The 23,880-nt window shown below is 62.7% G+C and carries 24 protein-coding genes and 1 tRNA gene; 12 read left to right on the top strand and 13 right to left on the bottom strand.

What is annotated here, in order from left to right; translation table 11 throughout:
- Window positions 1–26 precede the first annotated feature (26 nt).
- From AC4P1R_RS12250 to AC4P1R_RS12220, 7 genes are all read right to left on the bottom strand, one after another.
- Window positions 27–899 carry a 3-hydroxybutyryl-CoA dehydrogenase gene (locus AC4P1R_RS12250; protein ID WP_492177034.1) on the bottom strand — a complete coding sequence of 291 codons (873 nt, stop codon included), beginning with the start codon at window positions 897–899 and terminating at the stop codon, window positions 27–29.
- A 145-nt stretch (window positions 900–1,044) separates the two neighbouring features.
- A complete protein-coding gene (locus tag AC4P1R_RS12245; RefSeq protein WP_492177033.1) occupies window positions 1,045–1,974 on the bottom strand; it encodes an electron transfer flavoprotein subunit alpha/FixB family protein in 930 nt (309 codons plus the stop codon).
- A gap of 117 nt (window positions 1,975–2,091) precedes the next feature.
- Window positions 2,092–2,841, bottom strand: coding sequence for an electron transfer flavoprotein subunit beta/FixA family protein (locus AC4P1R_RS12240; protein WP_492177032.1), 750 nt, complete (start codon window positions 2,839–2,841; stop codon window positions 2,092–2,094).
- Between the two features lie 289 nt (window positions 2,842–3,130).
- On the bottom strand, window positions 3,131–3,922 hold the full coding sequence (locus AC4P1R_RS12235) for a rhomboid family intramembrane serine protease (RefSeq protein WP_069459264.1): 792 nt from the start codon (window positions 3,920–3,922) through the stop codon (window positions 3,131–3,133).
- A 32-nt stretch (window positions 3,923–3,954) separates the two neighbouring features.
- Window positions 3,955–4,533: a cob(I)yrinic acid a,c-diamide adenosyltransferase gene (locus tag AC4P1R_RS12230; protein ID WP_069459265.1), complete on the bottom strand. Its 579-nt coding sequence runs from the start codon at window positions 4,531–4,533 to the stop codon at window positions 3,955–3,957.
- A 25-nt stretch (window positions 4,534–4,558) separates the two neighbouring features.
- Entirely contained in the window at window positions 4,559–4,762 is a 204-nt protein-coding gene (locus tag AC4P1R_RS12225) for a twin transmembrane helix small protein (RefSeq protein WP_034857325.1), read from the bottom strand.
- 21 nt (window positions 4,763–4,783) lie between these two features.
- Window positions 4,784–5,617, bottom strand: a complete 834-nt coding sequence (locus AC4P1R_RS12220) for an SDR family oxidoreductase (RefSeq protein WP_069459266.1) — start codon at window positions 5,615–5,617, stop codon at window positions 4,784–4,786.
- 162 nt (window positions 5,618–5,779) lie between these two features.
- On the opposite strand from AC4P1R_RS12220, the gene AC4P1R_RS12215 reads away from it, so the two are divergent.
- Complete coding sequence (locus tag AC4P1R_RS12215) at window positions 5,780–6,652, top strand: YihY/virulence factor BrkB family protein (protein ID WP_069459267.1); 873 nt, start codon at window positions 5,780–5,782, stop codon at window positions 6,650–6,652.
- On the opposite strand, the gene gluQRS is transcribed toward AC4P1R_RS12215, so the two are convergent.
- A complete protein-coding gene (gene gluQRS, locus AC4P1R_RS12210; protein ID WP_069459268.1) occupies window positions 6,634–7,566 on the bottom strand; it encodes a tRNA glutamyl-Q(34) synthetase GluQRS in 933 nt (310 codons plus the stop codon). The genes AC4P1R_RS12215 and gluQRS overlap by 19 nt on opposite strands.
- Window positions 7,567–7,730: 164 nt before the next feature.
- Here gluQRS and AC4P1R_RS12205 point away from each other — a divergent pair, with 164 nt between their 5' ends.
- Together AC4P1R_RS12205 and AC4P1R_RS12200 are read left to right on the top strand one after the other, a co-directional pair.
- Entirely contained in the window at window positions 7,731–8,378 is a 648-nt protein-coding gene (locus tag AC4P1R_RS12205) for a DNA-3-methyladenine glycosylase family protein (protein WP_069459269.1), read from the top strand.
- Between the two features lie 106 nt (window positions 8,379–8,484).
- Entirely contained in the window at window positions 8,485–9,042 is a 558-nt protein-coding gene (locus tag AC4P1R_RS12200; RefSeq protein WP_069459270.1) for an HNH endonuclease, read from the top strand.
- A 16-nt stretch (window positions 9,043–9,058) separates the two neighbouring features.
- Here the strand turns inward: AC4P1R_RS12200 and AC4P1R_RS12195 are convergent, their stop codons facing one another.
- Window positions 9,059–9,568 carry a disulfide bond formation protein B gene (locus tag AC4P1R_RS12195; protein WP_492177031.1) on the bottom strand — a complete coding sequence of 170 codons (510 nt, stop codon included), beginning with the start codon at window positions 9,566–9,568 and terminating at the stop codon, window positions 9,059–9,061.
- Window positions 9,569–9,773: 205 nt separating this feature from the next.
- On the opposite strand from AC4P1R_RS12195, the gene AC4P1R_RS12190 reads away from it, so the two are divergent.
- Together AC4P1R_RS12190 and AC4P1R_RS12185 are read left to right on the top strand one after the other, a co-directional pair.
- A tRNA-Leu gene (locus tag AC4P1R_RS12190) sits at window positions 9,774–9,858 on the top strand.
- 186 nt (window positions 9,859–10,044) lie between these two features.
- The gene (locus tag AC4P1R_RS12185; RefSeq protein ID WP_069459272.1) at window positions 10,045–11,685 is read left to right on the top strand and encodes an AMP-binding protein; all 1,641 of its coding nucleotides are present in this window, start codon (window positions 10,045–10,047) and stop codon (window positions 11,683–11,685) included.
- A 9-nt stretch (window positions 11,686–11,694) separates the two neighbouring features.
- Here AC4P1R_RS12185 and AC4P1R_RS12180 read toward each other — a convergent pair whose 3' ends face one another.
- The 3 genes from AC4P1R_RS12180 to secA form a co-directional block, all read right to left on the bottom strand.
- Complete coding sequence (locus AC4P1R_RS12180) at window positions 11,695–12,972, bottom strand: GNAT family N-acetyltransferase (protein WP_492177030.1); 1,278 nt, start codon at window positions 12,970–12,972, stop codon at window positions 11,695–11,697.
- Complete coding sequence (locus AC4P1R_RS12175) at window positions 12,969–14,390, bottom strand: lipopolysaccharide biosynthesis protein (protein ID WP_069459327.1); 1,422 nt, start codon at window positions 14,388–14,390, stop codon at window positions 12,969–12,971. The genes AC4P1R_RS12180 and AC4P1R_RS12175 overlap by 4 nt, the downstream gene beginning before the upstream one ends.
- A 131-nt stretch (window positions 14,391–14,521) precedes the next feature.
- Window positions 14,522–17,227, bottom strand: coding sequence for a preprotein translocase subunit SecA (secA, locus tag AC4P1R_RS12170; RefSeq protein WP_492177029.1), 2,706 nt, complete (start codon window positions 17,225–17,227; stop codon window positions 14,522–14,524).
- A gap of 253 nt (window positions 17,228–17,480) precedes the next feature.
- Between secA and AC4P1R_RS12165 the strand changes: the two genes are divergently transcribed.
- The 6 genes from AC4P1R_RS12165 to AC4P1R_RS12140 all read left to right on the top strand — a co-directional run bounded on the left by AC4P1R_RS12165 (window position 17,481) and on the right by AC4P1R_RS12140 (window position 22,118).
- A complete protein-coding gene (locus tag AC4P1R_RS12165) occupies window positions 17,481–18,338 on the top strand; it encodes a peptidylprolyl isomerase (protein WP_069459274.1) in 858 nt (285 codons plus the stop codon).
- Window positions 18,339–18,630: 292 nt separating this feature from the next.
- Window positions 18,631–19,872, top strand: a complete 1,242-nt coding sequence (gene argJ, locus AC4P1R_RS12160) for a bifunctional glutamate N-acetyltransferase/amino-acid acetyltransferase ArgJ (protein WP_069459275.1) — start codon at window positions 18,631–18,633, stop codon at window positions 19,870–19,872.
- Between the two features lie 27 nt (window positions 19,873–19,899).
- On the top strand, window positions 19,900–20,706 hold the full coding sequence (locus AC4P1R_RS12155; RefSeq protein WP_492177028.1) for a GNAT family N-acetyltransferase: 807 nt from the start codon (window positions 19,900–19,902) through the stop codon (window positions 20,704–20,706).
- Window positions 20,707–20,709: 3 nt separating this feature from the next.
- Entirely contained in the window at window positions 20,710–21,123 is a 414-nt protein-coding gene (mutT, locus tag AC4P1R_RS12150; RefSeq protein ID WP_492177027.1) for an 8-oxo-dGTP diphosphatase MutT, read from the top strand.
- Between the two features lie 230 nt (window positions 21,124–21,353).
- Complete coding sequence (locus tag AC4P1R_RS12145; RefSeq protein ID WP_492177026.1) at window positions 21,354–21,671, top strand: hypothetical protein; 318 nt, start codon at window positions 21,354–21,356, stop codon at window positions 21,669–21,671.
- Between the two features lie 279 nt (window positions 21,672–21,950).
- A complete protein-coding gene (locus tag AC4P1R_RS12140) occupies window positions 21,951–22,118 on the top strand; it encodes a Flp family type IVb pilin (RefSeq protein WP_069459279.1) in 168 nt (55 codons plus the stop codon).
- Between the two features lie 7 nt (window positions 22,119–22,125).
- On the opposite strand, the gene AC4P1R_RS12135 is transcribed toward AC4P1R_RS12140, so the two are convergent.
- Entirely contained in the window at window positions 22,126–23,022 is an 897-nt protein-coding gene (locus AC4P1R_RS12135) for a methyltransferase domain-containing protein (RefSeq protein ID WP_492177025.1), read from the bottom strand.
- Window positions 23,023–23,080: 58 nt separating this feature from the next.
- On the opposite strand from AC4P1R_RS12135, the gene AC4P1R_RS12130 reads away from it, so the two are divergent.
- Window positions 23,081–23,857: a ComF family protein gene (locus AC4P1R_RS12130; RefSeq protein ID WP_492177024.1), complete on the top strand. Its 777-nt coding sequence runs from the start codon at window positions 23,081–23,083 to the stop codon at window positions 23,855–23,857.
- Window positions 23,858–23,880: the final 23 nt, after the last annotated feature.

The following is a 23,880-nucleotide window of genomic DNA, read 5'->3' as shown; positions in this document are numbered from 1 at the left end:
CAGGCAGTGGGCCGCCGCGGCGCCGGTCAGCGCGTCGGGACCGGGGCGTCTCCGCGATAGTCGTAGAAGCCGCGGCCGGATTTGCGGCCGAGCCAGCCGGCTTCGACATATTTCACGAGAAGGGGGCAGGGGCGGTACTTGGAATCGGCCAGTCCGTCATGCAGCACCTGCATGATCGACAGGCAGGTATCGAGACCGATGAAATCGGCAAGCTGCAGCGGGCCCATCGGGTGGTTGGCGCCAAGCCGCATCGCCGTGTCGATGGCGTCTACGGTGCCGACGCCTTCATAGAGCGTGTAGATCGCCTCGTTGATCATCGGCAGCAGGATGCGGTTGACGATGAAGGCAGGAAAGTCTTCGGCGACGGTCACCGTCTTGTCGAGACGCGCGACGAAATCCTTGGCGGCCTTGAAGGTTTCCTCCTCCGTTGCAATGCCGCGCACTAGTTCCACCAGCTTCATCACCGGGACCGGGTTCATGAAGTGTATACCCATGAAACGCTCGGGGCGGTCGGTCGCAGAGGCAAGGCGCGTGATCGAGAGCGACGAGGTATTGGTTGCAAGAATGGCGTCCGGCCTCATGACCGGGCAAACCTGGCCGTAGATCTTGCGCTTGATGGTTTCGTCTTCCGTGACTGCCTCCACGACGAGGTCCGCCTGCGAGAGGTCGTTGATATCCGTCGAGCCCTTGATCAGGGAAAGCGCCTTCTTGCGGGCCTCATCGCTCATCTTGCCGGACGAGACCTGGCGGGCGAGGTTGCCGTTTATCGTGGCCAGTCCTGCTTCGATGCGATCCGCTGCAATATCGTAAAGCTGTACCTTGTATCCGGCGGTTGCCGAGACATGGGCAATGCCGCAGCCCATTTGGCCAGCGCCAACAATTCCGACCGTCTTGATCATCGAAGCAAACATCCATCTTCAAGAGGTCTCGGCAGCCGCGCTGCCGCAGACAGGAAAATACCGGGCCGACTGGACCGGCCCGGTACGATTGTTAATGCCAAGCTGGCAGATTTTCCAGCCTTTTTCACGGGTAAGCGTGGTGCCCTCAGAGCGCCTTCTCGAGTTCCGGCAGTACGTCGAAGAGGTCGGCGACGAGGCCGTAGTCGGCGACCTGGAAGATCGGCGCCTCCTCGTCCTTGTTGATCGCGACGATCACCTTCGAGTCCTTCATGCCGGCGAGATGCTGGATCGCACCGGAAATACCGCAAGCAATATAGAGGTCGGGGGCGACGACCTTGCCGGTCTGGCCGACCTGCCAGTCGTTCGGCGCATAGCCGGCATCGACGGCGGCGCGCGATGCACCGACGGCGGCGCCGAGCTTGTCGGCAACCGGCAGGATTACCTCCTGGAACTTCTCCGAGGAGCCGAGCGCGCGGCCGCCGGAGATGATGATCTTCGCCGAGGTCAGTTCCGGGCGGTCGGAGGAGGACAGCGCATCGGACACATGGCTAGAAAGCCCGGGATCGGCAGCGGCCGGCACCGTCTCGATCGGTGCCGAACCGCCGTCTTGGGCTGCCGGGAAGGAGGCGGTGCGCACGGTGATCACCTTCTTCGCTTCCGTCGTCTGCACCGTCTGGATGGCGTTGCCGGCATAGATCGGTCGCTTGAAGGTGTCAGCGGAGACGACTTCGACGATCTCGGACACCTGCGCAATGTCGAGCAGGGCTGCGACCCGCGGCATGACGTTCTTGCCGACCGAGGTGGCGGCGGCGATGATCGTGTCATAGTTGCCGGCGAGCGAGACAATCGTTGCCGCCAGCGGTTCGGCGAGATTGTGGGCGAGCGAAGCATCCTCGGCGAGGAGCACCTTGGAGACGCCGGAGAGCCTGGCGGCCTCATCGGCGATCGCCCGGGCGTTCGAACCGGCGACCAGCACATGCACGTCGCCGCCGATTTTCTGGGCCGCCGTCAGCGCCTTCGCCGTCTGATCGGAAAGGTGGGTGGTGTCGTGGTCAGCCAGAAGCAGAATGGCCATGAGATAAATCTCCCTTTCGGTTTGAGCTCAACGATCCGTTCCGGATCGGAGCTCGAGGATTGTGAAGCGGTGCATGCGTCTGTCCGGAAACCGGTTCCCGCTTTCCGGACGCAGGAACTAGAGCACGCCGGCTTCGCTCCTGAGCTTCTCGACGAGCTCGGCGACCGACTTCACCTTGATGCCGGCCTTGCGGCCCGACGGCTCCTCCGTCTTCAACACCTTGATCCGTGCCGCGGTGTCGACGCCGAAATCGGCCGGCGTCTTCTTGTCGAGCGGCTTCTTCTTCGCCTTCATGATGTTCGGCAGCGAGGCATAGCGCGGCTCGTTCAGGCGCAGGTCGGTGGTGACCACCGCCGGCAGCTTCAGTTCGACCGTCTGTAGGCCGCCGTCGACCTCGCGGGTGACGTTGACCTTGCCGTCGCCGATCTCGACCTTGGAGGCGAAGGTGCCCTGCGGCCACCCCAGGAGCGCCGAGAGCATCTGACCGGTCTGGTTCGAATCGTCGTCGATCGCCTGCTTGCCGACGATGACGAGACCCGGCTGTTCGGCCTCGGCGACGCCCTTGACGATCTTGGCGACGGTGAGCGGCTCGACCTGGTCGTCGGTCTCGACGAGGATAGCCCGGTCGGCGCCCATGGCGAGGGCGGTGCGGAGCGTTTCCTCGGCCTTGGCCGGGCCGATCGACACGACGACCACTTCGCTCGCCTTGCCGGCTTCCTTCAAGCGTAGCGCCTCTTCGACGGAGATCTCGTCGAACGGGTTCATCGACATCTTGACGTTGGCGAGCTCGACGCCCGTGCCGTCCGCCTTCACCCGGATCTTGACGTTGAAGTCGACGACCCTTTTCACCGTAACTAGAATTTTCATGGATACTTTCCCTCCAGGAACTTTCGCAGGAAAATGCGCCTTAACAGAGCGGTCTGATTGTCGGTTGGCGACATCGATACGCGTTTTTTCTCCAATTACAATTGCTCACCGCGACGCTAAATCGATAAAAACCGGTAATTCTGACTGACGTTTACGTACACGTAATATAATGCCCTGGCAACCGGAAAGGCGCACGGCCAAACTGTTCCGCGACAGCGCCCGGCCGCGTCGGCAATCCCTTGAATCAGCGCGTTATTTCGCCTGCTGGTAAAAAATGTACCATTCCCTTTCAGGTGGGTCGGCCCCAGGGAGTCGGGGGCTTTTTGCGGCCGGGGAGCGGGGTGGTCGTGCCCTCTATCGGCTCGGACCGGTGTTCGACGGCGCGCGGGGTGACGATCGCCCGGTCGAAGAGCGGAACTCCGGGGCGTCGCAAAAGGACCACCAGCACCAGCCCGGTCACTATGCCACCTGCATGGGCGCTCCAGGAGACGCCGCCATTCGGATCCACCGCGAGCATGAAGAACTGCTGACCGATCCAAAAGGCAAGCGGAATTGCGGCGGGAAGCGGCAGGGGAAAGCGGAAGAGCACCAGGACCCAGACCCTGACCTTCGGATGCAGAAGGAAATAGGCGGCGACGACGCCGGAAACAGCACCGGAGGCGCCGATCAAGGGCGCTTCCGAGGCGGGGTCGACGAGCCCGTGCGCCAGCGCGCCGGCGGCGGCGCAGAGTAGATAGAAGACGAGAAAGCGGAAGTGCCCGAGCGCGTCTTCGACATTGTCGCCGAAGACCCAGAGAAACAGCATGTTCGTTGCCACGTGCGAGAGATCGCCATGCAAAAACGAGTAGGTGACGAAGGTGAATTCACCCGGCAGATAGACGAGCGACGGATCGAGAGCCGCATAATCAAAGACGATTGCCGGGATATAGCCGAAGCCGAGCAGTGCGGCATTGGCGAAATTCTCGGTCGCGACGGGTCCGGTAATGAACCAGACTGCGAAGTTGATGACGATGAGCGTGACCGTCACATATTGCATGTCGATGTGCTTCAGATCGTTCCGGTCGTGAAGCGGTATGAACATGCGGCCCCCGGCGTGTGTTTCGAGGTTTGGTATTATCTGTTCTTGCCAGGAATCCAAAGCACGTCGGCCCGGCCCTTGTCGTTTGCCCAGCGGGCAGCGACGAAGAGGAAGTCGGAGAGCCGGTTGATATAGGCGATCGCCTCGTGGCTGACGGTTTCGCCTTCGGTTTCTGCAAGCGCCACCATGTGCCGTTCGGCGCGCCGGGCAATGGCGCGGGCGGCATGCAGGGCAGCGGACGCGGCACTGCCGGCGGGCAGCACGAAGGAACGCAGCGGTTCGAGTTCCGCATTCAGGCGATCGATCTCGCCCTCGAGTCGCGCGACCTGCGCGGCAACGATCCGCAACGGCTCATAGGCGGGCTTCTCGCCGGTGTCCGGTGTGGCAAGATCCGCACCGAGATCGAAGAGGTCGTTCTGGATGCGCATCAGCATCGTATCGAGCTCGCTCAGGTCTCCGGTATGCTGCCGGGCAAGACCGACAAAGGTGTTCGCTTCATCGACGGCGCCATAGGCTCCGACCCTGGGGTCGCTCTTCGAGCGGCGCGGACCGGCGACGAGACCGGTCGTGCCGTTGTCGCCGGTTCTCGTATAGATCTTGTTCAATCTGACCATCATTCCTCCCCGCGTCGCCGGTCGTTCAGGCCGGACGGCCGCCGCCGGTGATCCACAGCGTCAGCATGATCAGCACCAGCGCGACGGCCTGCAGCAGGATGCGCATCTGCATCAGCTTGTTGGAGGTGTTGCCGCTGCCGCGCCGGGCCATGTTCAACAGGCCGCGGATGAGCACGATCGCAACCAAGCCCATGACGAACAGGGTCACGGCGGTAAGAAAACTGGGCATGGCGTCATTCCTTCTCTTCCATCAGCCGAGCCGGCCGATGATGCGATAGAACAATGCCGCCGGCAGGACCTTCTTCAGGAGCGCGCCCTGCTTGGCGGGGGTCGTCACTATATAATGCGGCCTTGGACGGCGTGCCGTCAAAGCGTGTTTCAGGACATGGTAGACGGCGTCCGGTCCGAGCTTGCCGCGCACTGGCTTGCTTTCGCCGCGAAGACGCCGCAACTGGCGCTCGTATTCCGCCCGGTGGACTGAATTCTTCAGGTCGATGAAGCGCTCGACATAGGCGACGGCATTGGCGGTGAACTTCGAAGCGATGGGCCCGGGTTCGATGAGACTGACCTCGACGCCGCTGCCGGCAAGTTCCATCCGGAGTGTAAGGGACAGGGCCTCGAGCGCGAATTTCGATGCGTTGTAGGCGCCGCGCCAGCGATAGGGCACGATGCCGAGAATAGAGGAGCACTGCACGATGCGGCCGCAGCCTCGCGCCCGCATCGCCGGGATGACGCGGCGCGTCAGCTCGTGCCAGCCGATGACATTGGTTTCGAACTGCAGCCGTAAGGCATCACTCGGCAGGTCCTCGACGGCGCCGGCCTGACCATAGGCGCCGTTGTTGAAAAGGGCGTCGATCCGCCCGCCCGTCTCCGCCATCACGGCCTCCACCAGCGCGGCGATCGTATCCGGCTGGGTATAGTCCATGATGAACGTCTCGATGCCTTCCCCTTCGAGTTTCTGTTGATCCTCGGCGCGGCGGACCGTCGCGAAGACGCGCCAGCCCTCCGCCTTCAGAGCGCGGGCGCAATAGGCGCCAATACCGGAGGAACAGCCGGTGACGATGATTGTTGGGCGATCGGGCATGAAAGCGATTCCTGTAGAAATCCGAAGGTCGTTTCCCATATTCATCCTTGGGATACAATCGGATTGCGTATACTCAAGCCTCGGGGGCTGCGCATCGCAGGAGGGCGCTTCTGGCCGACCGAAGCAGGCAGCCGGACGGCGACCGATGGATTTGGAGACGGGATGCCGGCAGTCGTTCGCATCATCTGGAAAGTCCTGTTCGACGCGTACTGGCATTTCAGCGAGGACGATGGCTGGGCCATGGCGAGTCACGTCGCCTTATCGTCGCTGATGGCCATTTTCCCCTTCCTGATCTTCGGCACGGCGCTCGGCAGCTACCTCGGCGCCGACCAGTTCGCCGACACGGCCGTCCACCTGATCTTCGATGCCTGGCCGGAATCGATCGCAAAGCCCGTCGCCGACGAGATCGTCCGGGTGCTGACCATTCCGCGTAGCGGCATCCTCACCATATCTGTGCTGGCGGCAGCCTATTTCGCCTCGAATGGCGTAGAGGCGCTCAGAATTGCGCTCAACCGAGCCTACAGGGTTGCCGAAAGCCGCCCCTGGTTTGTGACGCGGCTTGCGAGCCTCGGCTTCGTGCTTGCCGCCGTGCTCATCCTCGCCGCCCTCAGTATCCTGCTCGTTGCCGTACCCCTTGCCGTTCGCAACGCCGACGAATGGCTGCCCTGGCTCAGCACGGTGCTGGCGACCGTCGACAATTGGGGGCTGGCATTGGTACTGGTGATGCTGACGGCGGGGCTCCTCGTCTCACATCTCTGGCTGCCCGATGGCCATCGCAACGTGATGGACGTGCTGCCCGGCATCATCCTGACGCTGTTGTTCTGGTCGATCGGCGCCTATGCCTTTGCGTCCTATCTCGCCGCCTTCTCCACCTATGTCGCGACCTATGCCGGCCTTGCCTCGGTGGTGATCGTATTGGTGTTCCTCTACATGATCGGCGCGATTTTCATCATCGGCGCCGAGATCAATGCCGCAATCATAAAATTTCGGGTCAAGCGCATGGTCAGGCGCAGATTTCAAGCGCGTGGCGAGTGAAAGCCGCGCATGCGTTCGCCCGTATCGGCTGCAAGCATCCTGCGAATATCCTCCGGCGAGTGGCCCGACGTGCGAAGGGCGGCGATGCCGCTGTCTCCATTGCTCTTCGACAGTTTCCGCCCGTCCGGGCCGAGGATGAGACGGTGATGGTGATAGACGGGCTCGGGCAGGCCCAGGAGCCGCTGCAACAGACGGTGGATGGAGGTCGCGTGGTAGAGGTCGCGGCCGCGCACGACATGGGTTACGCCCTGCAGGGCGTCGTCGGCCACGACCGCCAGGTGATAGCTCGTGGCCGCATCGGAGCGCGAGAGGATGACATCGCCCCAGGCAGAGGGATCGGCGGCAATCCGCCCCGTTTCTCCCGATTGCCCCGCTCCCGTTTCCTGCCATGTCAGCGGCTCGCCGATGCGCTTCACGGCCTTGGCGACGTCGAGGCGCCAGGCAAAGGGACGGCCGCTTGCCACGAGATCCGCCTGCTCACCGGGCGACATGTCTCGCTCGTGTCCGGGGTAAAGCGGCGTCCCATCCGGATCGCGCGGCCAGGCTTCGCCGCTCGCCTCCGCCGCTGCCACGGCCGCCTTTATCTCGCCGCGCGACAGGACAGATGGATAGACGAGGCCCATCCCCTCCAGCCGCTCGAGCGTTGCGGCATAGAGGTCGAGATGGTCGGACTGGCGACGCACTGGTTCGTCCCAGGAGAGCCCCAGCCAGGCTAAATCCTCGAAGATCGCCGTCTCGAAGTCCGGGCGGCAGCGGGTCTGGTCGATGTCCTCGATCCGCAGCAGGAACCGGCCCCCGATTGCGGTCGCCAGGTCGTGGTTGATGATCGCCGACAGCGCGTGGCCAAGGTGCAGCAGGCCGTTCGGGCTCGGCGCAAAGCGGAAAACGGGTTGTTCCGGTCGTATTATCGGCATCGTGTTCCTGTTGCATAAAGCAGTAGGACGGTCATCCGCTTTTTACAGCGCCTTCGGACATATTCAGGCCCGTTCAGACGCACAAGGACGCGCAGCACTTTGAGTTGCTGCTTTGGTCTGTCCTTAAAACAATGAATATTCTAGAACAAACCATGGGAGGGTGTATGCGGATCATCCGGACACATGAGGACATCGAAGCGGGCCTTGCCGGGCTGATTATGCTTGATGCGCGACTTGAGCACGTGCTCTCGAAGGCAGGCCCCGTGCCGCTGAGGCGCACGGAACCCGGCTATCGCGGCCTTGCCAACATCATCGTCTCGCAAATGGTCTCGAAGGCGAGCGCCAAGGCGATCTGGAACCGGATGGAAGCGGCGCTCGGCGAGATCAGCGCCGCTGGCGTGCTCTCCTTGAGCGACGAGGACTGCCGGCTCGTCGGCCTCTCGCGCGCCAAGGCCGACGCGTTGCGGCGCGTGGCGGCCGCGACCGTCGCCGGTGAGATCGACCTCCAGGCCGTCTGCGACATCGACGCGGCGGCGGCGATTCACGAATTGACGGCGATCAAGGGCATCGGGCGCTGGACGGCGGAGGTCTATCTGCTCTTCTGCGCGGGCCATCCGGATGTCTTTCCCGCCGGCGATGTGGCGCTGCAGAATGCGATCGGCCATGCGCTTGACTTCAGCCTCCGCCCGACGGCTAGCGAAGTCGACTCGCTGGCAGTCGTCTGGTCGCCTTGGCGCAGCGTCGCGGCGCGGCTCTTTTGGGCTTATTATGCCCAGCAGATGCGGCGAGATGGGGTGCCCGTGACGCCTTGAAGGAAAAAGCGAATCGCCAGTCGACTTTTTCTTTGTGGCTTCACAATCCTGTCGCAACGCGCCTAATATAGAAGATGCAGATGCCGAATCGATCAGGAGAATACGCTTGACGATTGCAGTCTCACCTCAGGCTCTTCCGGCGCTTGTCTTGAACGCCGATTACAGGCCCTTGAGTTATTATCCCTTGTCGCTCTGGTCCTGGCAGGACGCGATCAAGGCGGTCTTTCTCGACCGTGTCATTATTCTCGCCGAATACGAACATTCCGTCTCGTCGCCAAGCTTTTCCATGCGGCTGCCGAGCGTCGTCTGTCTGAAGAGCTATGTCCAGCCTTCGCGCTTCCCGGCCTTCACCCGGTTCAATGTCTTCCTGCGCGACAAGTTCGAGTGCCAGTATTGCGGATCGCCGGACGATCTGACCTTCGACCATGTGATTCCGCGGGCGCATGGCGGCCAGACGACCTGGGAGAATGTCGTGGCGGCCTGTTCGCCCTGCAATCTGCGCAAGGGCAGCAAGCTGCCGAAGCAAGCCAGCATGTTCCCGCACCAGAGGCCCTATCAGCCGACGGTGCAGGATCTGCACAACAATGGCCGGCTCTTCCCGCCGAACCATCTGCATGACAGCTGGATGGACTATCTCTACTGGGATGTCGAACTGCAGCCGTAAGGCTATCTGGCAGCGGTCAGGCCCTGGCGGCGCCGCGAAGCGCAATTGCGGCGAGGATGAGGCTCGCGATCACATTCCATCCGGCGAAGGACAGTCCGAAGACACGCAGCGCCGCTTCCGTGCAGGAGGGGGCATGCTTGGCGTCGAGATCGCCGAGCAGATCGCCGACATCGGAGGAAATGCCTTGCGCGGTGGTGGCGCAGGTCGAGGGGCCGTCCCAGAAATGCCATTCCGCTCCGGCGTGATAGACGCCGATCCCGGCGCCGACGAGCATCAGTATGCCGACGAGCACGAGCACGGTGCGCGTCGTCCAGGCCGGCAGCTTCAATACGCTTGTAAGGATAGCGAGGATGCCGAGCGGGATGCCGTAGTAATAGGGATCGCGCTGCAGAAGGCAGAGCGCGCAAGGAATGTAGCCGCCGATATGCTCGAAGCCGAGGGCGCCGCCGACGGTCGCCGTCATGCCGAGCGTGACGAGCACTGCTAAGATGAACTGCTGGCGCTGGGCTACGGACGCTTCGATCATGCATACCTCGCGGCGGCCGGGCGGAATATGGGCGGCCCTTCATTCGATGTCATCTTCTTATGTAGGAACGTGGTGGCTGTAAATCGCTTCGACATGCGACCGATCGCACGGTTTTGTGATCTCTTGGGCGAAATTCAAAGTTCCCGGTTGACCGGCGCGAAAAGCTTCGTGTAAATCGCAAACCGCTGATATCGCCCAGCCTTATGCCCCATTGGCGGAATTGGTAGACGCGCTCGACTCAAAATCGAGTTCCGAAAGGAGTGCTGGTTCGACCCCGGCATGGGGCACCACCAAACCGAACAGACCACCAAAGCAAACAATGAGCCGCCTGTTCCTGGAAGCAGCCTCTGCTTGCTCCCGGCTTCCTCGAAGAACTTGCCGAGCTGAATTGTATGACGAAGCGGCCGGGCCGTTGAATTTCATGGGATGGACGTGCTAGCTGCTGCATCGCACAAGCTGTCAGCGCGGCAGGGCCCATGTTACCGAGGATCGAAAACTACGAGGATCTCTATAGCGAGTTCCGCTGGCGGATTCCGCAGAGGTTCAATATCGGCGTTGCCGTCAGCGATGCCTGGGCGGCGCGGGATCCGGGGCGCGTCTGCCTTGAGCATTTCAGTCCGGGTGATGCGCATCAATCACTGACCTATGCCGACCTTGCGGGCCGTTCCTCGGCCTTTGCCGCAGGTCTCGCGGCGCGCGGCATCAGGCCGGGCGATCGCGTCGCGATCCTGCTGCCGCAGGGCTTCGAGGCGGCGATCGCCCATGCGGCAATCTACAAGCTCGGCGCGATCGCCCTGCCGCTGGCGTTGCTCTTCGGCGTCGAGGCTCTTGCCTATCGCCTGCGCGACGCGGCGGCGGCGGCGATCGTCACGAACCACTTCGGCTATGAACGCGTGGCGGCGATCAGGGACGAGTTGCCGGAGCTGCGGCTGGTCGTGCTTGCGGAAGCGGAGGAAATGCCGGGCACTGCCCGTTTCGACCATCTTATCGCGGGCGAAGGCCGTTTTGCTGCGGCGGACACGACGCCGGACGACCCGGCACTGATGATCTACACGTCCGGGACGACGGGGCCGCCGAAGGGGGCGCTGCACGGTCATCGCGTGTTGCTCGGCCATTTGCCGGGGTTTCAGTTTCACCACCACTTCCTGCCGAAACCGGGCGACCGCATGTGGACGCCGGCCGATTGGGCCTGGGCCGGCGGGCTCCTGAATGCGCTTCTGCCGTCGCTGTTCTTCGGCGTGCCGGTTGTCTCTTCGCCGGCGCAGAAATTCGACCCGCACATGGCTTTCCGGATCATGCAGGATATGGATGTGCGCAACGCCTTCATTCCGCCGACCGCATTGAGGCTTCTCAGATCGGTCGAGCGACCGCGCGAGCGCTATCGCCTCAGTCTCCGAACCATCGGCTCGGCGGGCGAAGCGCTCGGGCGCGAGACCTATGAATGGGCGAAGGCGGCGCTCGGCATCGAGGTCAGCGAATTCTACGGGCAGACGGAGTGCAACATCGTCATCTCCTCGGCGGCCGATCTCAACGTTCTGAAACCCGGCTCGATGGGCAAGGCAGTGCCGGGGCACGAGGTCGCGATCATAGACCGGAAAGGAAGCGTCCTGCCGCCGGGAACGGTTGGCCAGGTGGCGATCAAGCGTCCCGATCCGGTGATGTTCCTCGGCTACTGGAAGAACGGCAAGGCGACGGAGGCGAAATTCATCGGCGACTGGATGACGACCGGCGATCAGGGAGTCATGGACGATGAAGGTTATTTCACATTTTTCGGCCGCGATGACGACGTCATCACCTCGTCGGGCTACCGCATCGGCCCGGGGGAGATCGAGGATTGCCTGGTGGGACACCCCCACATCCAGATGGCGGCGGCGGTCGGCAGCCCGGACCCGGTCCGCACCGAGATCGTCAAAGCCTACGTGGTGCTGAAGCCCGGCGTTGCCGCCGACGAAGGGACCGCGGCCGATATCCGCGACTGGGTGAAGAACCGGCTCTCGATGCATGAATATCCGCGCGAGATCGAGTTCGTCGATAGCCTGCCGCTGACGACCTCCGGCAAGGTGATCCGACGGCTCTTGCGCGAAAGAGCGGTGCCGGAGGCGGTCAGAAACCGATAATTCCGTCGCTCACCGCCCCGCCAGCGCCCGTATCTTGTCGCGCAGCATTCGGGCCATGTTGCGAGTATTGCGGTAGAGGTGAAGCTGGGCTGCGACCTGGCGCACGTCACGGTCGCGGTTCTGCTTGAGGCCGATCACGAGCGTGCCCATTTCCTCGCGCTCCTGCCAGAAGCGGGCAATCATCGGATGATCCGGCACTGCGCAGGAGTCGGAGCGGAGCGTATTGGCGTCGTCGAGGTGCCACTCGGTCAGTTGTGCCAGCAGCAGCTTGCCCGGCGAGAACTTCGCATAACGTTCGTCATAGGCGGTCTTCCACGTATAGGCCTCGCCGGCCATCAGCAGAACCACCATCGCCGCGATCGCCTTGCCGTCCAGATCGAGCGTGTGGATTCGGACGCTATCGCCCTCCGCGAGATTGGTGATCGCCTCCCTCGCGAAGGCGGCGCGGTAGCGGTCCATGATCATGGCGCTGCGCTCTCGTCCCTTCCAGCCGGAGGCCTCGAGCGCGAGGAACTCCTCCATTCGCCAGCGGATCTCCTCCGGCTGGCGTGCGACGCAATAGGCGAGATCGCCGCATTTCCCGAGATTGTTCCATTGCCGCCGCAATTCCTTGAAATGGCTGCGGCTGATTGCCTTGCGCAGATAGGCGGTGCCGTCGAGCAGGCTGTCGAGCATCGGCCGCTCGAAAGTGTCGGTCACTGTCAGCGGTAGGTTCTCGCCGATGGCGACGGCGCGGGCGAGCTGCGCGAATTTACCCTTGAGCCGGATGTCAGGCAGCACCAGAACCTGCGGCAGGCCGGAATCGCGGGCGGCGAGCGCCTCATAGACGTTGCTGATCGTCTCCGCCGCGTCTTCCGCATCGAGGAGCGGGACGCCCAGGGGGCCGAAGGGATTGGACCAGGCGCGGATGATCGGCGCGCCGATCGAAAACCCCGGCTGTTCGAGCGAAAACGGCATGGCGAAGCGCATGCGGCTGCTGCGTTCGTTGTCGTCGCGAATGACGGCGAGGCGGACGACCCGATCCTCCAGCCGGGGCATGGCCGGCGCCAGAAAGCGTCCGGTGAAGAAGACGTTCGGCTCGATGGCGCGGTTGGAGAGAAAATCGAGTTCCCGCTGCAATTCGTAGCCGGCTCGTGCCGGATAGATCGCTAGATGCCGCCCGGATCGTCCGACCGGGAGCAGGCGCTCGGCCTGGGACGGATCGAAGGGCGGCCGCGCCGCCAAGCCGCCGGGCATGCGGGTCGCCATGCCGTTTGCATCGCCGGGAAGCTGGATATTGCCGCTCATGGCCTGCTCGCCTCCTTCTTTTCGCCGTTATCGCCTCCGCCCGCCAGCGCGAGCAGGGTGAATCCGAATGTGTGCCTGACCGCCACGTGCAGGATTGCCGCCTCCGCGAACATCGCGCCGGCCGTTGCGCACGCCGCCCCCGTCAGGCCGAAAAGCGGCACGAGCGTAATGTTCAGCGCGATATTGGCGCTAAGGGCCCCGGCATAAAGGCCGACGCAGAGCTTCTGCCGGCCGGCCATGGTGAGCAGGGTTTCGGCAGGACCGACAAACGACTTGGCGAGGATTCCGGCCAAAAGGATCGCCATCAGCGGAGCGCCGGCGGTGAAGGCCGGACCGAACAGCGAAAGCAGCAAGGGCCCGGCCGCGACCACGGTGCAGCCGATCGCGAGCGATGGCCAGAAAGACCAGCGCGCGCTCTCGATGGCGATCTCGGACAATTGTCGACGGTCACGCAGGGCCATCGCCGCGGAAAAGCGCGGACCCGCCGCGGCCTTGACCGCAAACATGACGAAATGCACCAGCGCCATCGTCTTGGCGGCGGCAAAATAGATCGCAACCTCGTCCGGCTTCAGATAGAGCCCGACGATCACCACGTCGGAATTGGTGAGCAGGAATCCAAAACCGTCGACGAGGAAGATCGGAACCGAGACGCGCAGCCAGCGGCCGAGCTCGATCTTCATCGGTCCACGCGCATAATGGCGGCCGAGCCGCCACACCATGGCGAGGAATTGACCGAGTGCGGTGACATAGGTTGCCGCCAGAGCGGCCGCCATAGCCGTCGTCGCGTCGCGGGGCAGACCGGCGGCGATCGCGAAGAGCATGAAGGCGAGGATGAGCAGCGGCCGTACGATATAGGTCGGGCTCAGCGCCGCGATCGGCCAGCCATGGGCGCGGGCGGTGCCGTCCATCACGTCGCCGAGCGCGATCATCGGCAGGGTGCAGAGGCCGAGATAGAGCGGAAGGATGTAGTAGTTCTCGATGGTGCGCCCGAAGAGCCAGAGTCCGATGGCCGCGATCGCGGCAAGGGTGCTGGCGGAGACGAGGGCAAATATGCGTGCCGTCGTCGTCAGGCCGCGGATTTCTGGGAGTGCCGAGGTCGTATGATATTCCGGCAGGAAGCGGATGACCGCCGCGTGAAGTCCGAGGCAGGAGAGGTTGCCGAACAGGACCGCCATCACCCAGACGAAAATGAAGACGCCGTATTCGAATTCGCCCATGAGGCGCGCGATCGCGATCTGAGAGACGAAGGCGATCGCTGCGCTCAGTATACGGATGATGAAGGCGATGAGCGCCATGCGCTGCGCGCGGCTGCGGGAATCGGCGCCGGACAAAGTTGCGGCGAGCCGCTCAAGGATTGGAACCAGTCGGAGCCTCAGCGCCGACGGCAATATTCGTCCGGCCGTTTGACATACCGCCATGAACACGAGGACACCCTGAGATTACGCAATACAGGGTCTCACTTCTGCCAGATCAGCGTTAACAAACGGTTCAACGCCTTCCATGCGGTTCAGACGAAAATGCCGCCTACTGTGTAGAGGCGGCATCTCGATCAGGCTTCATAGATTCCGTGGCAATGCTTGTATTTCTTGCCGGAACCGCAGGGGCATGGCTCATTGCGCGCCACCTTGCCCCAGGTCGAGGGATCGGCCGGATTGCGGGGAGCGGTTGCGAGCAGCGTCTCTCCCGCCTGCGCGAAATCGTCCTGGCCGGTGAGCGGGGAGATGTGGTGCGCTTCCATCGGCGGCAAGGGCTGCGGCTCCTGCGGCGCCTCGCGCACCAGCTCAACGCGCATCAATTGCGCGGTCACGGCTTGACGGAGATTGACGAGCAGGGCCTGGAACAGCTCGAACGCCTCGGATTTGTATTCCTGCAGCGGGTCGCGCTGTGCGTAACCGCGGAAGCCGATGACGGAGCGGAGATGGTCGAGGTTGACGATGTGCTCGCGCCAAAGATGGTCGAGCGTCTGCAGCACGACCGAGCGTTCGACATATTGCATGATATCGGGCCCGAAGCGTTCCGCCCGGTCGGCCGCGGCTTTGTCGGCGGCGGCGGTGATGCGCTCGAGGATGTCGTCCTCGGCAATACCTTCTTCCGCAGCCCATTCGACGACGGGAAGATCGAGGTTGAGATATTGTTGGACGTCAGCCTTAAGCCCTTCCATGTCCCATTGCTCGGCATAGGCCCGTTCAGGGATGCGCTTGCCGACAATGTCCTCGATCACTTCGTTGCGCATGTCGGCGATGGTCTCGCCGACATCCGTTGCGTCCATAAGCTCGAGGCGCTGCTCGAAGATGACCTTGCGCTGATCGTTGAGGACGTCGTCGTATTTAAGAAGGTTCTTCCGGATATCGAAGTTGCGCGCTTCGACCTTCTTCTGCGCGCGTTCCAACGCCTTGTTGATCCAGGGATGGACGATGGCTTCGCCTTCCTTCAGGCCCAGCTTCTGCAGCATGCCGTCCATGCGGTCTGAGCCGAAGATGCGCATCAGGTCATCCTGCAGCGACAGGTAGAACTTCGAACGGCCGGGGTCGCCCTGGCGCCCCGAGCGGCCGCGCAGCTGATTGTCGATGCGGCGGCTCTCATGCCGTTCGGTGGCCAGCACGTAGAGCCCGCCTGCGGCGAGCGCCTGCTCCTTAAGCTTCTGCACTTCCTCGCGGATTGCCTTTTCGCGTGCTTCGCGCTCGGGACCCGACTCGACGTCGCCCAATTCCTGCTGGATGCGCATGTCCGGGTTGCCGCCGAGCTGGATGTCGGTTCCGCGGCCCGCCATGTTGGTGGCGATCGTCACGGCGCCCGGCACGCCGGCCTGGGCGACGATATAGGCTTCCTGCTCGTGATAACGGGCATTCAGAACCTGAAACTTGGAGAAGCCGCTCTTCTTCAGCATCTCGGCGAGCAACTCCGATTTTTCGATCGAGGTGGTGCCGACAAGCATCGGCTGACCGCGCTCGTGCGCCGTCTTGATCTCCTCGATGATCGCCTTGTACTTCTCGCCGGCGGTCCGATAGACCTCATCGTCCTCGTCGCGGCGCTGGATCGGCAGGTTCGTCGGAACTTCCACCACTTCGAGGCCGTAGATATTGCCGAATTCCTCGGCTTCCGTCGCCGCGGTGCCGGTCATGCCCGCAAGCTTTTCATACATGCGGAAGTAGTTCTGGAAGGTGACCGAGGCGAGCGTCTGGTTCTCGGGCTGAATCTGCACCTTTTCCTTGGCTTCGAGTGCCTGGTGCTGGCCTTCCGAATAGCGGCGGCCCGGCATCATACGGCCGGTGAACTCGTCGATGATGACGATCTCGCCGTTGCGGACGATGTAGTCCTTGTCGCGGGTGAACAGCTTGTGAGCCTTCAGCGCATTGTTGACGTGGTGGACGATCGCGACGTTCTCAATGTCATAGAGCGACTCACCCTTCAAGAGGCCCGCTTCGCGCAACAGGTTCTCGAGCTTCTCGGTGCCTTCCTCCGAGAAGTTGGCAGAGCGCTGCTTCTCGTCGATCTCGTAGTCTTCCGGCGCCAGCAGCGGGATGAAGTCGTTGATGGTGTTATAGAGTTCCGAGCGATCGTCAAGCGGACCGGAGATGATGAGCGGCGTGCGCGCCTCGTCGACGAGGATGGAGTCGACCTCGTCGACGATCGCGAAAAAGTGACCGCGCTGCACCATCTGCGAGCGTTCGTACTTCATATTGTCGCGGAGATAATCGAAGCCGAGTTCGTTGTTGGTGGCGTAGGTGACGTCGCAGGCATAGGCTTCACGGCGCTGCTCGTCGGTCAAACCATGGACGATGACGCCCGTCGTCAAGCCGAGAAAGCCGTAGACGCGGCCCATCATGCCTGCATCGCGCTGGGCGAGGTAATCATTGACGGTGACGACATGGACGCCCTTGCCGGCAAGCGCGTTCAGATAGACGGGCAGTGTCGCGACGAGCGTCTTGCCTTCGCCGGTCTTCATTTCGGCGATGGAGCGCTCGTGCAGGATCATGCCGCCGATGAGCTGAACGTCGAAGGGGCGCAGGCCGAGCACGCGGCGTGCCGCTTCGCGTACGACGGCAAAGGCCGGAACCAGGATGTCGTCGAGGGTCTTGCCGTCGGAAAGCTGCTGGCGAAACTCTGCCGTCTTTGCCGCCAACGCTTCGTCGCTCAGAGCCTGCATATCGGATTCGAGGGCGCTGATGGCATCCACCCGGCCCTTGTAGCTGCGGACGCGGCGATCGTTGGAAGAGCCAAACAACTTGCGGGCAAGGCCGCCGAGACTGACCATTAGAATGGTCCTTTCCTTTTTTGTCGCCTGCGGTTTCAGAATCGGGCTTCAGGTTCGCCCGAAAAACCGCGAAGTGCCGTGAAACGCCCGGAAAACTGTTCTGGACGCGAGGTTGCGTGACAGATAAGAGGGGGGTCGGATTATGTCAACGCACTTGCACGGCCAGCCGGCTGCAGAACTGCCACATTCTGGTGTTGTGCAGTCCGCTTAAGGCTTGGCGTCGCGCTGACGGCCAATGTGAAAGGTTAGATAGATGTCCAGATACAAGACCCTGGCGCTCGCGGCGCTGGTCGCGATGATCGCGGCGGGCGGTGTCGTTCGCGCCGAAGAGACGGACCCGATCGTCGCGAAGGTCGGCGATCAGGAAATTCGCCAGTCGGAGCTTGACCTGGCGATCGGCAGTCTCGATCCTCAGCTTGAGCGCATGCCGGAGGAGCAGAAGCGGGCTGCGGCTCTCTCATCCGTCATCGACGTGAAGCTTCTGGCGAAGGACGCCGAGAAGGAAGGACTTCAGAACGACGAGACGTACAAGCAGCGCATCGCCTTTCTGACCGAGCGCGAACTTCACAACGCCTTCTTCAAGAAACACGTCGTCGACGCCATCACCGAGGATGACGTCAAGGCGCGTTACGAGAAAGAAATCGCAGCCATCCCGGCACAGGAGGAGGTGAAGGCGCGGCACATCCTCGTCAAGACCGAGGAGGAAGCCAAGGAGATCATCAAGGAACTCGACGCGGGCAAGAGCTTTGTCGATCTCGCCAAGGCCAAATCCACCGATCCGAACAAGGACGACGGCGGCGATCTCGGCTACTTCACCAAGGGCCGGATGGTGCCCGAATTCGAGGCGGCCGCCTTCGCACTGGAGAAGGGCGCCTATACCAAGGAGCCGGTAAAGACCCAGTTCGGCTATCACGTGATCCTCGTCGAGGACAAGCGGCCGCAGGCGCCCCCGACGCTCGAACAGGTCGAGCCGCAGGTGCGTCAGCTTGTCATGCGTGACAAGTACCTGGCGTTGCTGGCGACCGCGAAAGAGTCGACGGAGGTCGAGATTTCCGATGCCGAGCTGAAAAAGGCCTACGACGCGGCCAATGCGGCGCGGGAGGCACGGTAACGTTCTCTGGGGTGCCCCACTGCATGTCTCCTCGATCGACCTCGAAGACGAAGGCATGCAGCAGTTCAGGGCGCTACAGCGATTTCTCCGCCCCCGATTGACGGTGCGCGGCGGCTCTCGCACCTCCGACAGCGTAGCGCACCGCCGTTGGCAGGAGCAGTGCGAGAGTGAGGCGAAGTCAGTGTCGCTTCAACGTGCCGCTCCGCCTTCGACAAGGTCGGAATGCCCGGCGGCTGTATACCGCTCGGGCGTTTGTCACACCCACCCAAGGCTTCCAAAGCAGGTATGTCCCATGTCCGGTTCCGTTTCTCCACTTGCTCCGAAAACCTTCGCCGAAATGCCAGCGCTGCGCGGCGTGCGTATGGCAACCGCCGCAGCGGGGATAAAGTACAAGAACCGCACCGACGTGCTGATGATGATCTTCGACGCGCCGACCGCCGTGGCCGGTGTTTTTACGCGCTCCAAGTGCCCGTCCGCTCCGGTCGACTTCTGCCGGAAGAACCTCCCCGCCGGCGTCGCCCGTGCGGTCGTGGTCAATTCCGGCAATGCCAATGCCTTCACCGGCAAGAAGGGCAGGGAAGCGACTGAGCTCACGGCGAAATCGGCGGCTCAGGCGGTCGGCTGCAGCGAAGGCGAAATCTTCCTGGCCTCGACGGGCGTGATTGGCGAGCCGCTTGACGCGGCGAAATTTGCCGGCGTCCTCGACCGGCTTGCGGTGGAGGCCACGGAGGACTTCTGGTTCGAGGCGGCCAAGGCGATCATGACCACGGACACCTTTCCAAAGGTCGCCACCCGCAAAACCGAGATCGGCGGTGTCAAGGTCACGATCAACGGAATCGCCAAGGGGGCCGGCATGATCGCGCCGGATATGGCGACTATGCTCTCTTTCGTGGTTACCGATGCGGATATCGCACCGGCGGCGCTGCAGGCACTGCTCTCGGCCGGTGTCGGCCCGACCTTCAACTCCGTGACCGTCGACAGCGACACCTCCACCTCTGATACGCTGATGCTGTTTGCAACCGGTGCGGCGGCAAAGGACGGGCAGGCTCGGGTCGAGGCTTCGGACGATCCGCGGCTCGTTTCCTTCCGCGCAGCCCTCAATGATCTCCTTCGCGATCTGGCCCTGCAGGTGGTGCGCGATGGCGAGGGCGCGCGCAAGATGGTGGAGGTGACGGTCCAGGGTGCCGAGACCGATGCGGCCGCCAAGCGCATCGCGCTGTCGATTGCCAATTCGCCGCTCGTCAAGACGGCGGTCGCGGGCGAGGACGCGAATTGGGGCCGGGTGGTGATGGCGGTCGGCAAGTCCGGAGAAATGGCCGAGCGCGACCGGTTGGCGATCTGGTTCGGCGATGTGCGCGTCGCCGTCGAGGGCGAGCGCGACCCGGCCTATTCCGAAGCGGCCGCAAGTGCGGTGATGAAGGGTGAGACCATTCCGATACGCGTCGAAATCGGTCTCGGCTCGGGCAGCGCCACCGTCTATACCTGCGACCTCACCAAGGAATATGTCGAGATAAATGGCGATTACAGAAGCTGACCCGGCGCTTCATCGGGGCTCAAGAACATGACATCGAAAGATGGACGGCCGGACGGCCATGTCGAGACCGAAGCCATGGCGGTCAACCTTCCGAGCGTGCGGCGCCTCGAAGCCGTCGGCTTCCGCGCCTGGCCGGCGAGCAGTGTATACTACGATGGAAGCTGGCTGGTCCGGTTGACCGCCGGCCATGCTTCCAAGCGCCTGAACTCGGTCAATCCGCTCGACCCGTCGGACTATCGAGACATAGCCATCAGGCTCGACAAGGCGGCGCGGCGCTTTGCCGAGCACGGGTGTGTGTTGACCGTCCGCCAGACGCCGCTGACGCCGCCGCAGATGATCGCCCACATGGACAAGTCTGGCTGGCCGGCTTTCGGGCGCAGCTTGGTGCTGGCGCTCGATCTGGCGGAACGCGATTTCGGCGACGGCATGGATCATCTGCCGGTCAAGGATGTTGCACGATTTGCCGATGCCCGGCTGCTGATCGGCAAGGAGGATCCCGAAAGCAAGGCAGCTTTGATCGGCATCATCAATGCGATCAAGCCCGAAACCGGCCTATTCCTCTTCGAGGATCGCGACATCGGGCCGACGGCCGTGTCGCTTGTCGTGCACGACAACGATCTCGCCGGCATCATGCAGTTCGCGGTTGCGGAGTCGGTGCGGCGCCAAGGCGTGGGCGATGCGCTCCTCGACGCGTCGCTGCGCTGGGCCCGCCTTCGTGGTGCGAAAAAGGCCTGGCTACAGGTGGAAGCCGATAACGAGGCGGCAATAGCGCTTTACCGCAAGGCCGGCTTTACCGAGGTCTATCGTTACGTCTATCGCGCGCCGAAGGTGTAGGGCATGGAAACCAAGGAAAAGAAGATCGTGCTCGTGGCGGCTTGCGCGCTGGTCGACTCGGACGGGCGCATCCTGCTTGCGCAGCGACCGAAAGGAAAGTCGCTCGCCGGGCTCTGGGAATTTCCGGGCGGCAAAGTCGAGGCCGGCGAAACGCCGGAGGAGACGCTGATCCGCGAGCTGGAGGAGGAACTGGGCATCCGCACCAAGGTCGCATGCCTCGCGCCGCTGACATTCGCGAGCCACAGCTATGATAGTTTCCACCTCCTGATGCCGCTCTATATCTGCCGCCGCTACGAGGGATTTGCCGAGGGACGAGAGGGCCAGGCGATCAAATGGGTGCGTCCCAAGGCGATGCGCGATTACCCGATGCCTCCGGCCGACGAACCGCTCATTCCTTTCCTGATGGATTTGCTTTAGCCGATAGCCGATAGCCAGCGCTCCGTTGCGAGTGCGGAGTCCGCGCTTTCCATTCCCTTGATCTCCAACATTTCATTAATCGAAAGTTTATCACCCGTGAGGCAAACTCGTCGCAATCGGTTTGTGCTTCAAATCGGGGCCGGTTGAAGGGCAATTGCGTCGGGCAGCGTCAGCGAGTTGAAGGGAAGGTGCTTTCAACGCTGCTCCTAAGAGTATTTCGCGAGGCTGGAATGGTGGACGAGGATTTCTGGAGGACGGTCGAAGACAAGGATCTGGCGGCAAGCCAGTCCCGCCGGATGGGTGTGCTCAATCTTTCGCTGCTGTTCGGGACGGCAGTGATCGCGCTGACGCTGATTCTGACGCCAATGCTGTCGTCGAAGAGCGACAAGCGGATGCTTGCGAACAGGCCGATCGACTACGACAATATCACCACCGGTTCCATCCCTGCCAGTACGGGCAGACGCTATACCGTGCGCCGCAGCGTGCTACAGGAAATGCCGGGCGCCGTGTGCATCATCGATGCAGATGGCGCCAGGAGCGGATGCTGACCTGAGCCCCTACAGCGCCGCGCGTCTTATTGGACGCGCAAAGGTCGCTGTAGCACTTTGAATTGCTGCATGTCTTTGTCCTTTAATCGAGGTCGATTAAAGGACAAAGACATGCAGCAGGCTCGCGTCCTCCGCGGAAAATCACTATGGGGTCGTGCGCCTGTCAGACGCGCAAGGTCGCCGTGGCATTCTGATTGCTGCATCTCCGTCCTTAGATCGAGGTCGGTCCAGGGAAACATGCAGTAGCATGGCGAAGCCGCAAGGATCGCTGGAGGACGTATGCGCAAGTTCAAATTCCTCATTCACAACCGTGACGGCGCCACTGCGGTGGAATACGGGCTCATCGTCGCATTGATATCGGTCGGTCTCCTCGTCGGGCTCAGGGGCTTTTCGGACAGTCTGCAGAATGTGCTGGAATACATAGCGGAAACGATCGACAACGCCTGAAGCCAGATCAGGACTCGTCCGAATTCCTCAGCGAATGTTCTTCCACTCCCAGCGCCTCGGACAGCCTGCGCTTTGCCGAGCCCGGCTTTAGCGGCTTCTGCTGGCTTCCATGCGGCGCCCAGCCCGAGACGTAAATAATTGAGAAGGTCGCACGAACTCGCCCGTCCGGGTCGGAAAAGCGTTCCGCGTAGATTTCCGCCGCTCTCAGGAAGAAGCGCCTCGGCACGGGTGTTCGGCTGCGGGCGGCCAGCGGATTGGTCATGCCCATGGCTCTTAAATCTGTGAGGAGACCGAAGAGCGACTCGTAGCGGACGGTGTAGGTTTCGGCATCTGCCACGGGCAGCGCAAAGCCGGCCCGTTGCAGCAGTGCGCCGATGTCGCGAACGTCGGCAAAGGGAATGACCCTCGGGCTTGCTCCGCCGGTCAATTCGGCTTCGGCGACGAGTAGCGCCTCGCGCAGCTCCTGCAACGTGCCGCTGCCGGGGATCGCCGCCAGAAAGAGGCCGTCGGGCTTCAGCGCCCGGCGCGCCTGTATGAAGGCTCCGGGCGTGTCGTTGGTCAGATGCAGGGACAGCGGCGAGACCAGGAGGTTGAGGGAAGCCGGTTCGGCGGGGATGCGTTCAAGCGGCGCGATCGTTACGGGCCCGTCATTCCAACGGAAGACTTGGTCGGTTTCCACGCGCTCGATTTCGCCGACCTTGCCGGTTTCTGCCAAAAGACGGGCGGCAGTGCCTGTGTAGCCGTGCAATTCCATTGCCTTGTCGAAGTGCCGCTCCACGACGCCGACCCGGTCGGCGAGTTCCTGCGCCACGATGTCGAGAAGGAAGCTTGCTTTCGGATCGCCGCGGAGAAGCGCGCGTCGGCGGTGCGCCTCGACGAGGCTCTGGTCAAAGATGATTTCCACGATACTCTCCCGAGATCACGAATGTGAGAGAAACCCTGGCGGAGATAAAGTCAACCGGATGGAGCGGCATGTTTGGAGAAACTGGACAGCGCACGGTGCGCCGCTACTCGCGCGGCTCAGGATCGGTGCAATCAACCTGGTGTTTCCACCCGTCTGCCGCGGCTGCGGGCGGCTGACGGGCGACGCACATGCCGTCTGCCCATCGTGCTGGGCGGGGTTGCCGTTGATCGAGCGGCCCTATTGCGAAGTGCTCGGCTTGCCCTTTGCCTTCGATCCTGGTGCGGGCGCCGTGTCGCCGGAGGCGATTGCCGACCCTCCTGTCTTCGACAGGCTGCGTTCCGTGGCGCTTCACCAGGGCATCGCACGTGATCTGGTGCACGGCTTGAAATATCGCGACCGCACCGACCTGGCGCCGATGATGGCGGAATGGATGATCCGCGCCAGCGACGGTGCCGTTGCGGCCGCCGATGTGATCGTGCCGGTGCCGCTGCATGCCTTCCGCCTGTGGAGGCGGAAATTCAACCAGGCGGCGGAGTTGGCGCGGGTCATAGCGGAGCGTGCGGGAAGGCCCTATCGGCCCGACGCGCTTCGCCGCATTAAACGCACGAGCCGTCAGGTCGGGCTCGGGCTGAGAGTCCGCGAGGACAATGTCCGTGGCGCCTTCGCCGTTCCGGAAGGCGTGAGGCCGATTCTCGCCGGAAAGAGCATAGTGCTCGTCGACGACGTCTATACGACGGGTGCGACCGTTTCGGCTGCCACACGCGCCTTGAAAGGCGCGGGGGCTCGGGACGTCACGGTTTTGACCTTTGCAAGAGCCTTGTCCGGACCTATATGACTGAAGTGCAGCGCTTCCATAGG

It is taken from the genome of Sinorhizobium sp. Y406 (assembly GCF_058732025.1).
Note: the sequence above shows the minus strand (reverse complement) of the source record. Positions and strands in the feature narration are given on the sequence as shown.

Bases quoted from the DNA above. Each gene is read 5' to 3' on its own strand.
- AC4P1R_RS12175 (WP_069459327.1), bottom strand. From the start codon at position 14,390: ATGGCGGTATGTCAAACGGCCGGACGAATATTGCCGTCGGCGCTGAGG.
- argJ (WP_069459275.1), top strand. From the start codon at position 18,631: ATGTCCGGTTCCGTTTCTCCACTTGCTCCGAAAACCTTCGCCGAAATG.
- mutT (WP_492177027.1), top strand. From the start codon at position 20,710: ATGGAAACCAAGGAAAAGAAGATCGTGCTCGTGGCGGCTTGCGCGCTG.
- AC4P1R_RS12250 (WP_492177034.1), bottom strand. From the start codon at position 899: ATGATCAAGACGGTCGGAATTGTTGGCGCTGGCCAAATGGGCTGCGGC.
- AC4P1R_RS12220 (WP_069459266.1), bottom strand. From the start codon at position 5,617: ATGCCCGATCGCCCAACAATCATCGTCACCGGCTGTTCCTCCGGTATT.
- AC4P1R_RS12235 (WP_069459264.1), bottom strand. From the start codon at position 3,922: ATGTTCATACCGCTTCACGACCGGAACGATCTGAAGCACATCGACATG.
- AC4P1R_RS12140 (WP_069459279.1), top strand. From the start codon at position 21,951: ATGCGCAAGTTCAAATTCCTCATTCACAACCGTGACGGCGCCACTGCG.
- AC4P1R_RS12145 (WP_492177026.1), top strand. From the start codon at position 21,354: ATGGTGGACGAGGATTTCTGGAGGACGGTCGAAGACAAGGATCTGGCG.
- AC4P1R_RS12240 (WP_492177032.1), bottom strand. From the start codon at position 2,841: ATGAAAATTCTAGTTACGGTGAAAAGGGTCGTCGACTTCAACGTCAAG.
- AC4P1R_RS12155 (WP_492177028.1), top strand. From the start codon at position 19,900: ATGACATCGAAAGATGGACGGCCGGACGGCCATGTCGAGACCGAAGCC.
- AC4P1R_RS12185 (WP_069459272.1), top strand. From the start codon at position 10,045: ATGTTACCGAGGATCGAAAACTACGAGGATCTCTATAGCGAGTTCCGC.
- AC4P1R_RS12245 (WP_492177033.1), bottom strand. From the start codon at position 1,974: ATGGCCATTCTGCTTCTGGCTGACCACGACACCACCCACCTTTCCGAT.
- AC4P1R_RS12195 (WP_492177031.1), bottom strand. From the start codon at position 9,568: ATGATCGAAGCGTCCGTAGCCCAGCGCCAGCAGTTCATCTTAGCAGTG.
- secA (WP_492177029.1), bottom strand. From the start codon at position 17,227: ATGGTCAGTCTCGGCGGCCTTGCCCGCAAGTTGTTTGGCTCTTCCAAC.
- AC4P1R_RS12165 (WP_069459274.1), top strand. From the start codon at position 17,481: ATGTCCAGATACAAGACCCTGGCGCTCGCGGCGCTGGTCGCGATGATC.
- AC4P1R_RS12180 (WP_492177030.1), bottom strand. From the start codon at position 12,972: ATGAGCGGCAATATCCAGCTTCCCGGCGATGCAAACGGCATGGCGACC.
- AC4P1R_RS12215 (WP_069459267.1), top strand. From the start codon at position 5,780: ATGCCGGCAGTCGTTCGCATCATCTGGAAAGTCCTGTTCGACGCGTAC.
- AC4P1R_RS12205 (WP_069459269.1), top strand. From the start codon at position 7,731: ATGCGGATCATCCGGACACATGAGGACATCGAAGCGGGCCTTGCCGGG.
- AC4P1R_RS12130 (WP_492177024.1), top strand. From the start codon at position 23,081: ATGGAGCGGCATGTTTGGAGAAACTGGACAGCGCACGGTGCGCCGCTA.
- AC4P1R_RS12230 (WP_069459265.1), bottom strand. From the start codon at position 4,533: ATGGTCAGATTGAACAAGATCTATACGAGAACCGGCGACAACGGCACG.
- AC4P1R_RS12225 (WP_034857325.1), bottom strand. From the start codon at position 4,762: ATGCCCAGTTTTCTTACCGCCGTGACCCTGTTCGTCATGGGCTTGGTT.
- gluQRS (WP_069459268.1), bottom strand. From the start codon at position 7,566: ATGCCGATAATACGACCGGAACAACCCGTTTTCCGCTTTGCGCCGAGC.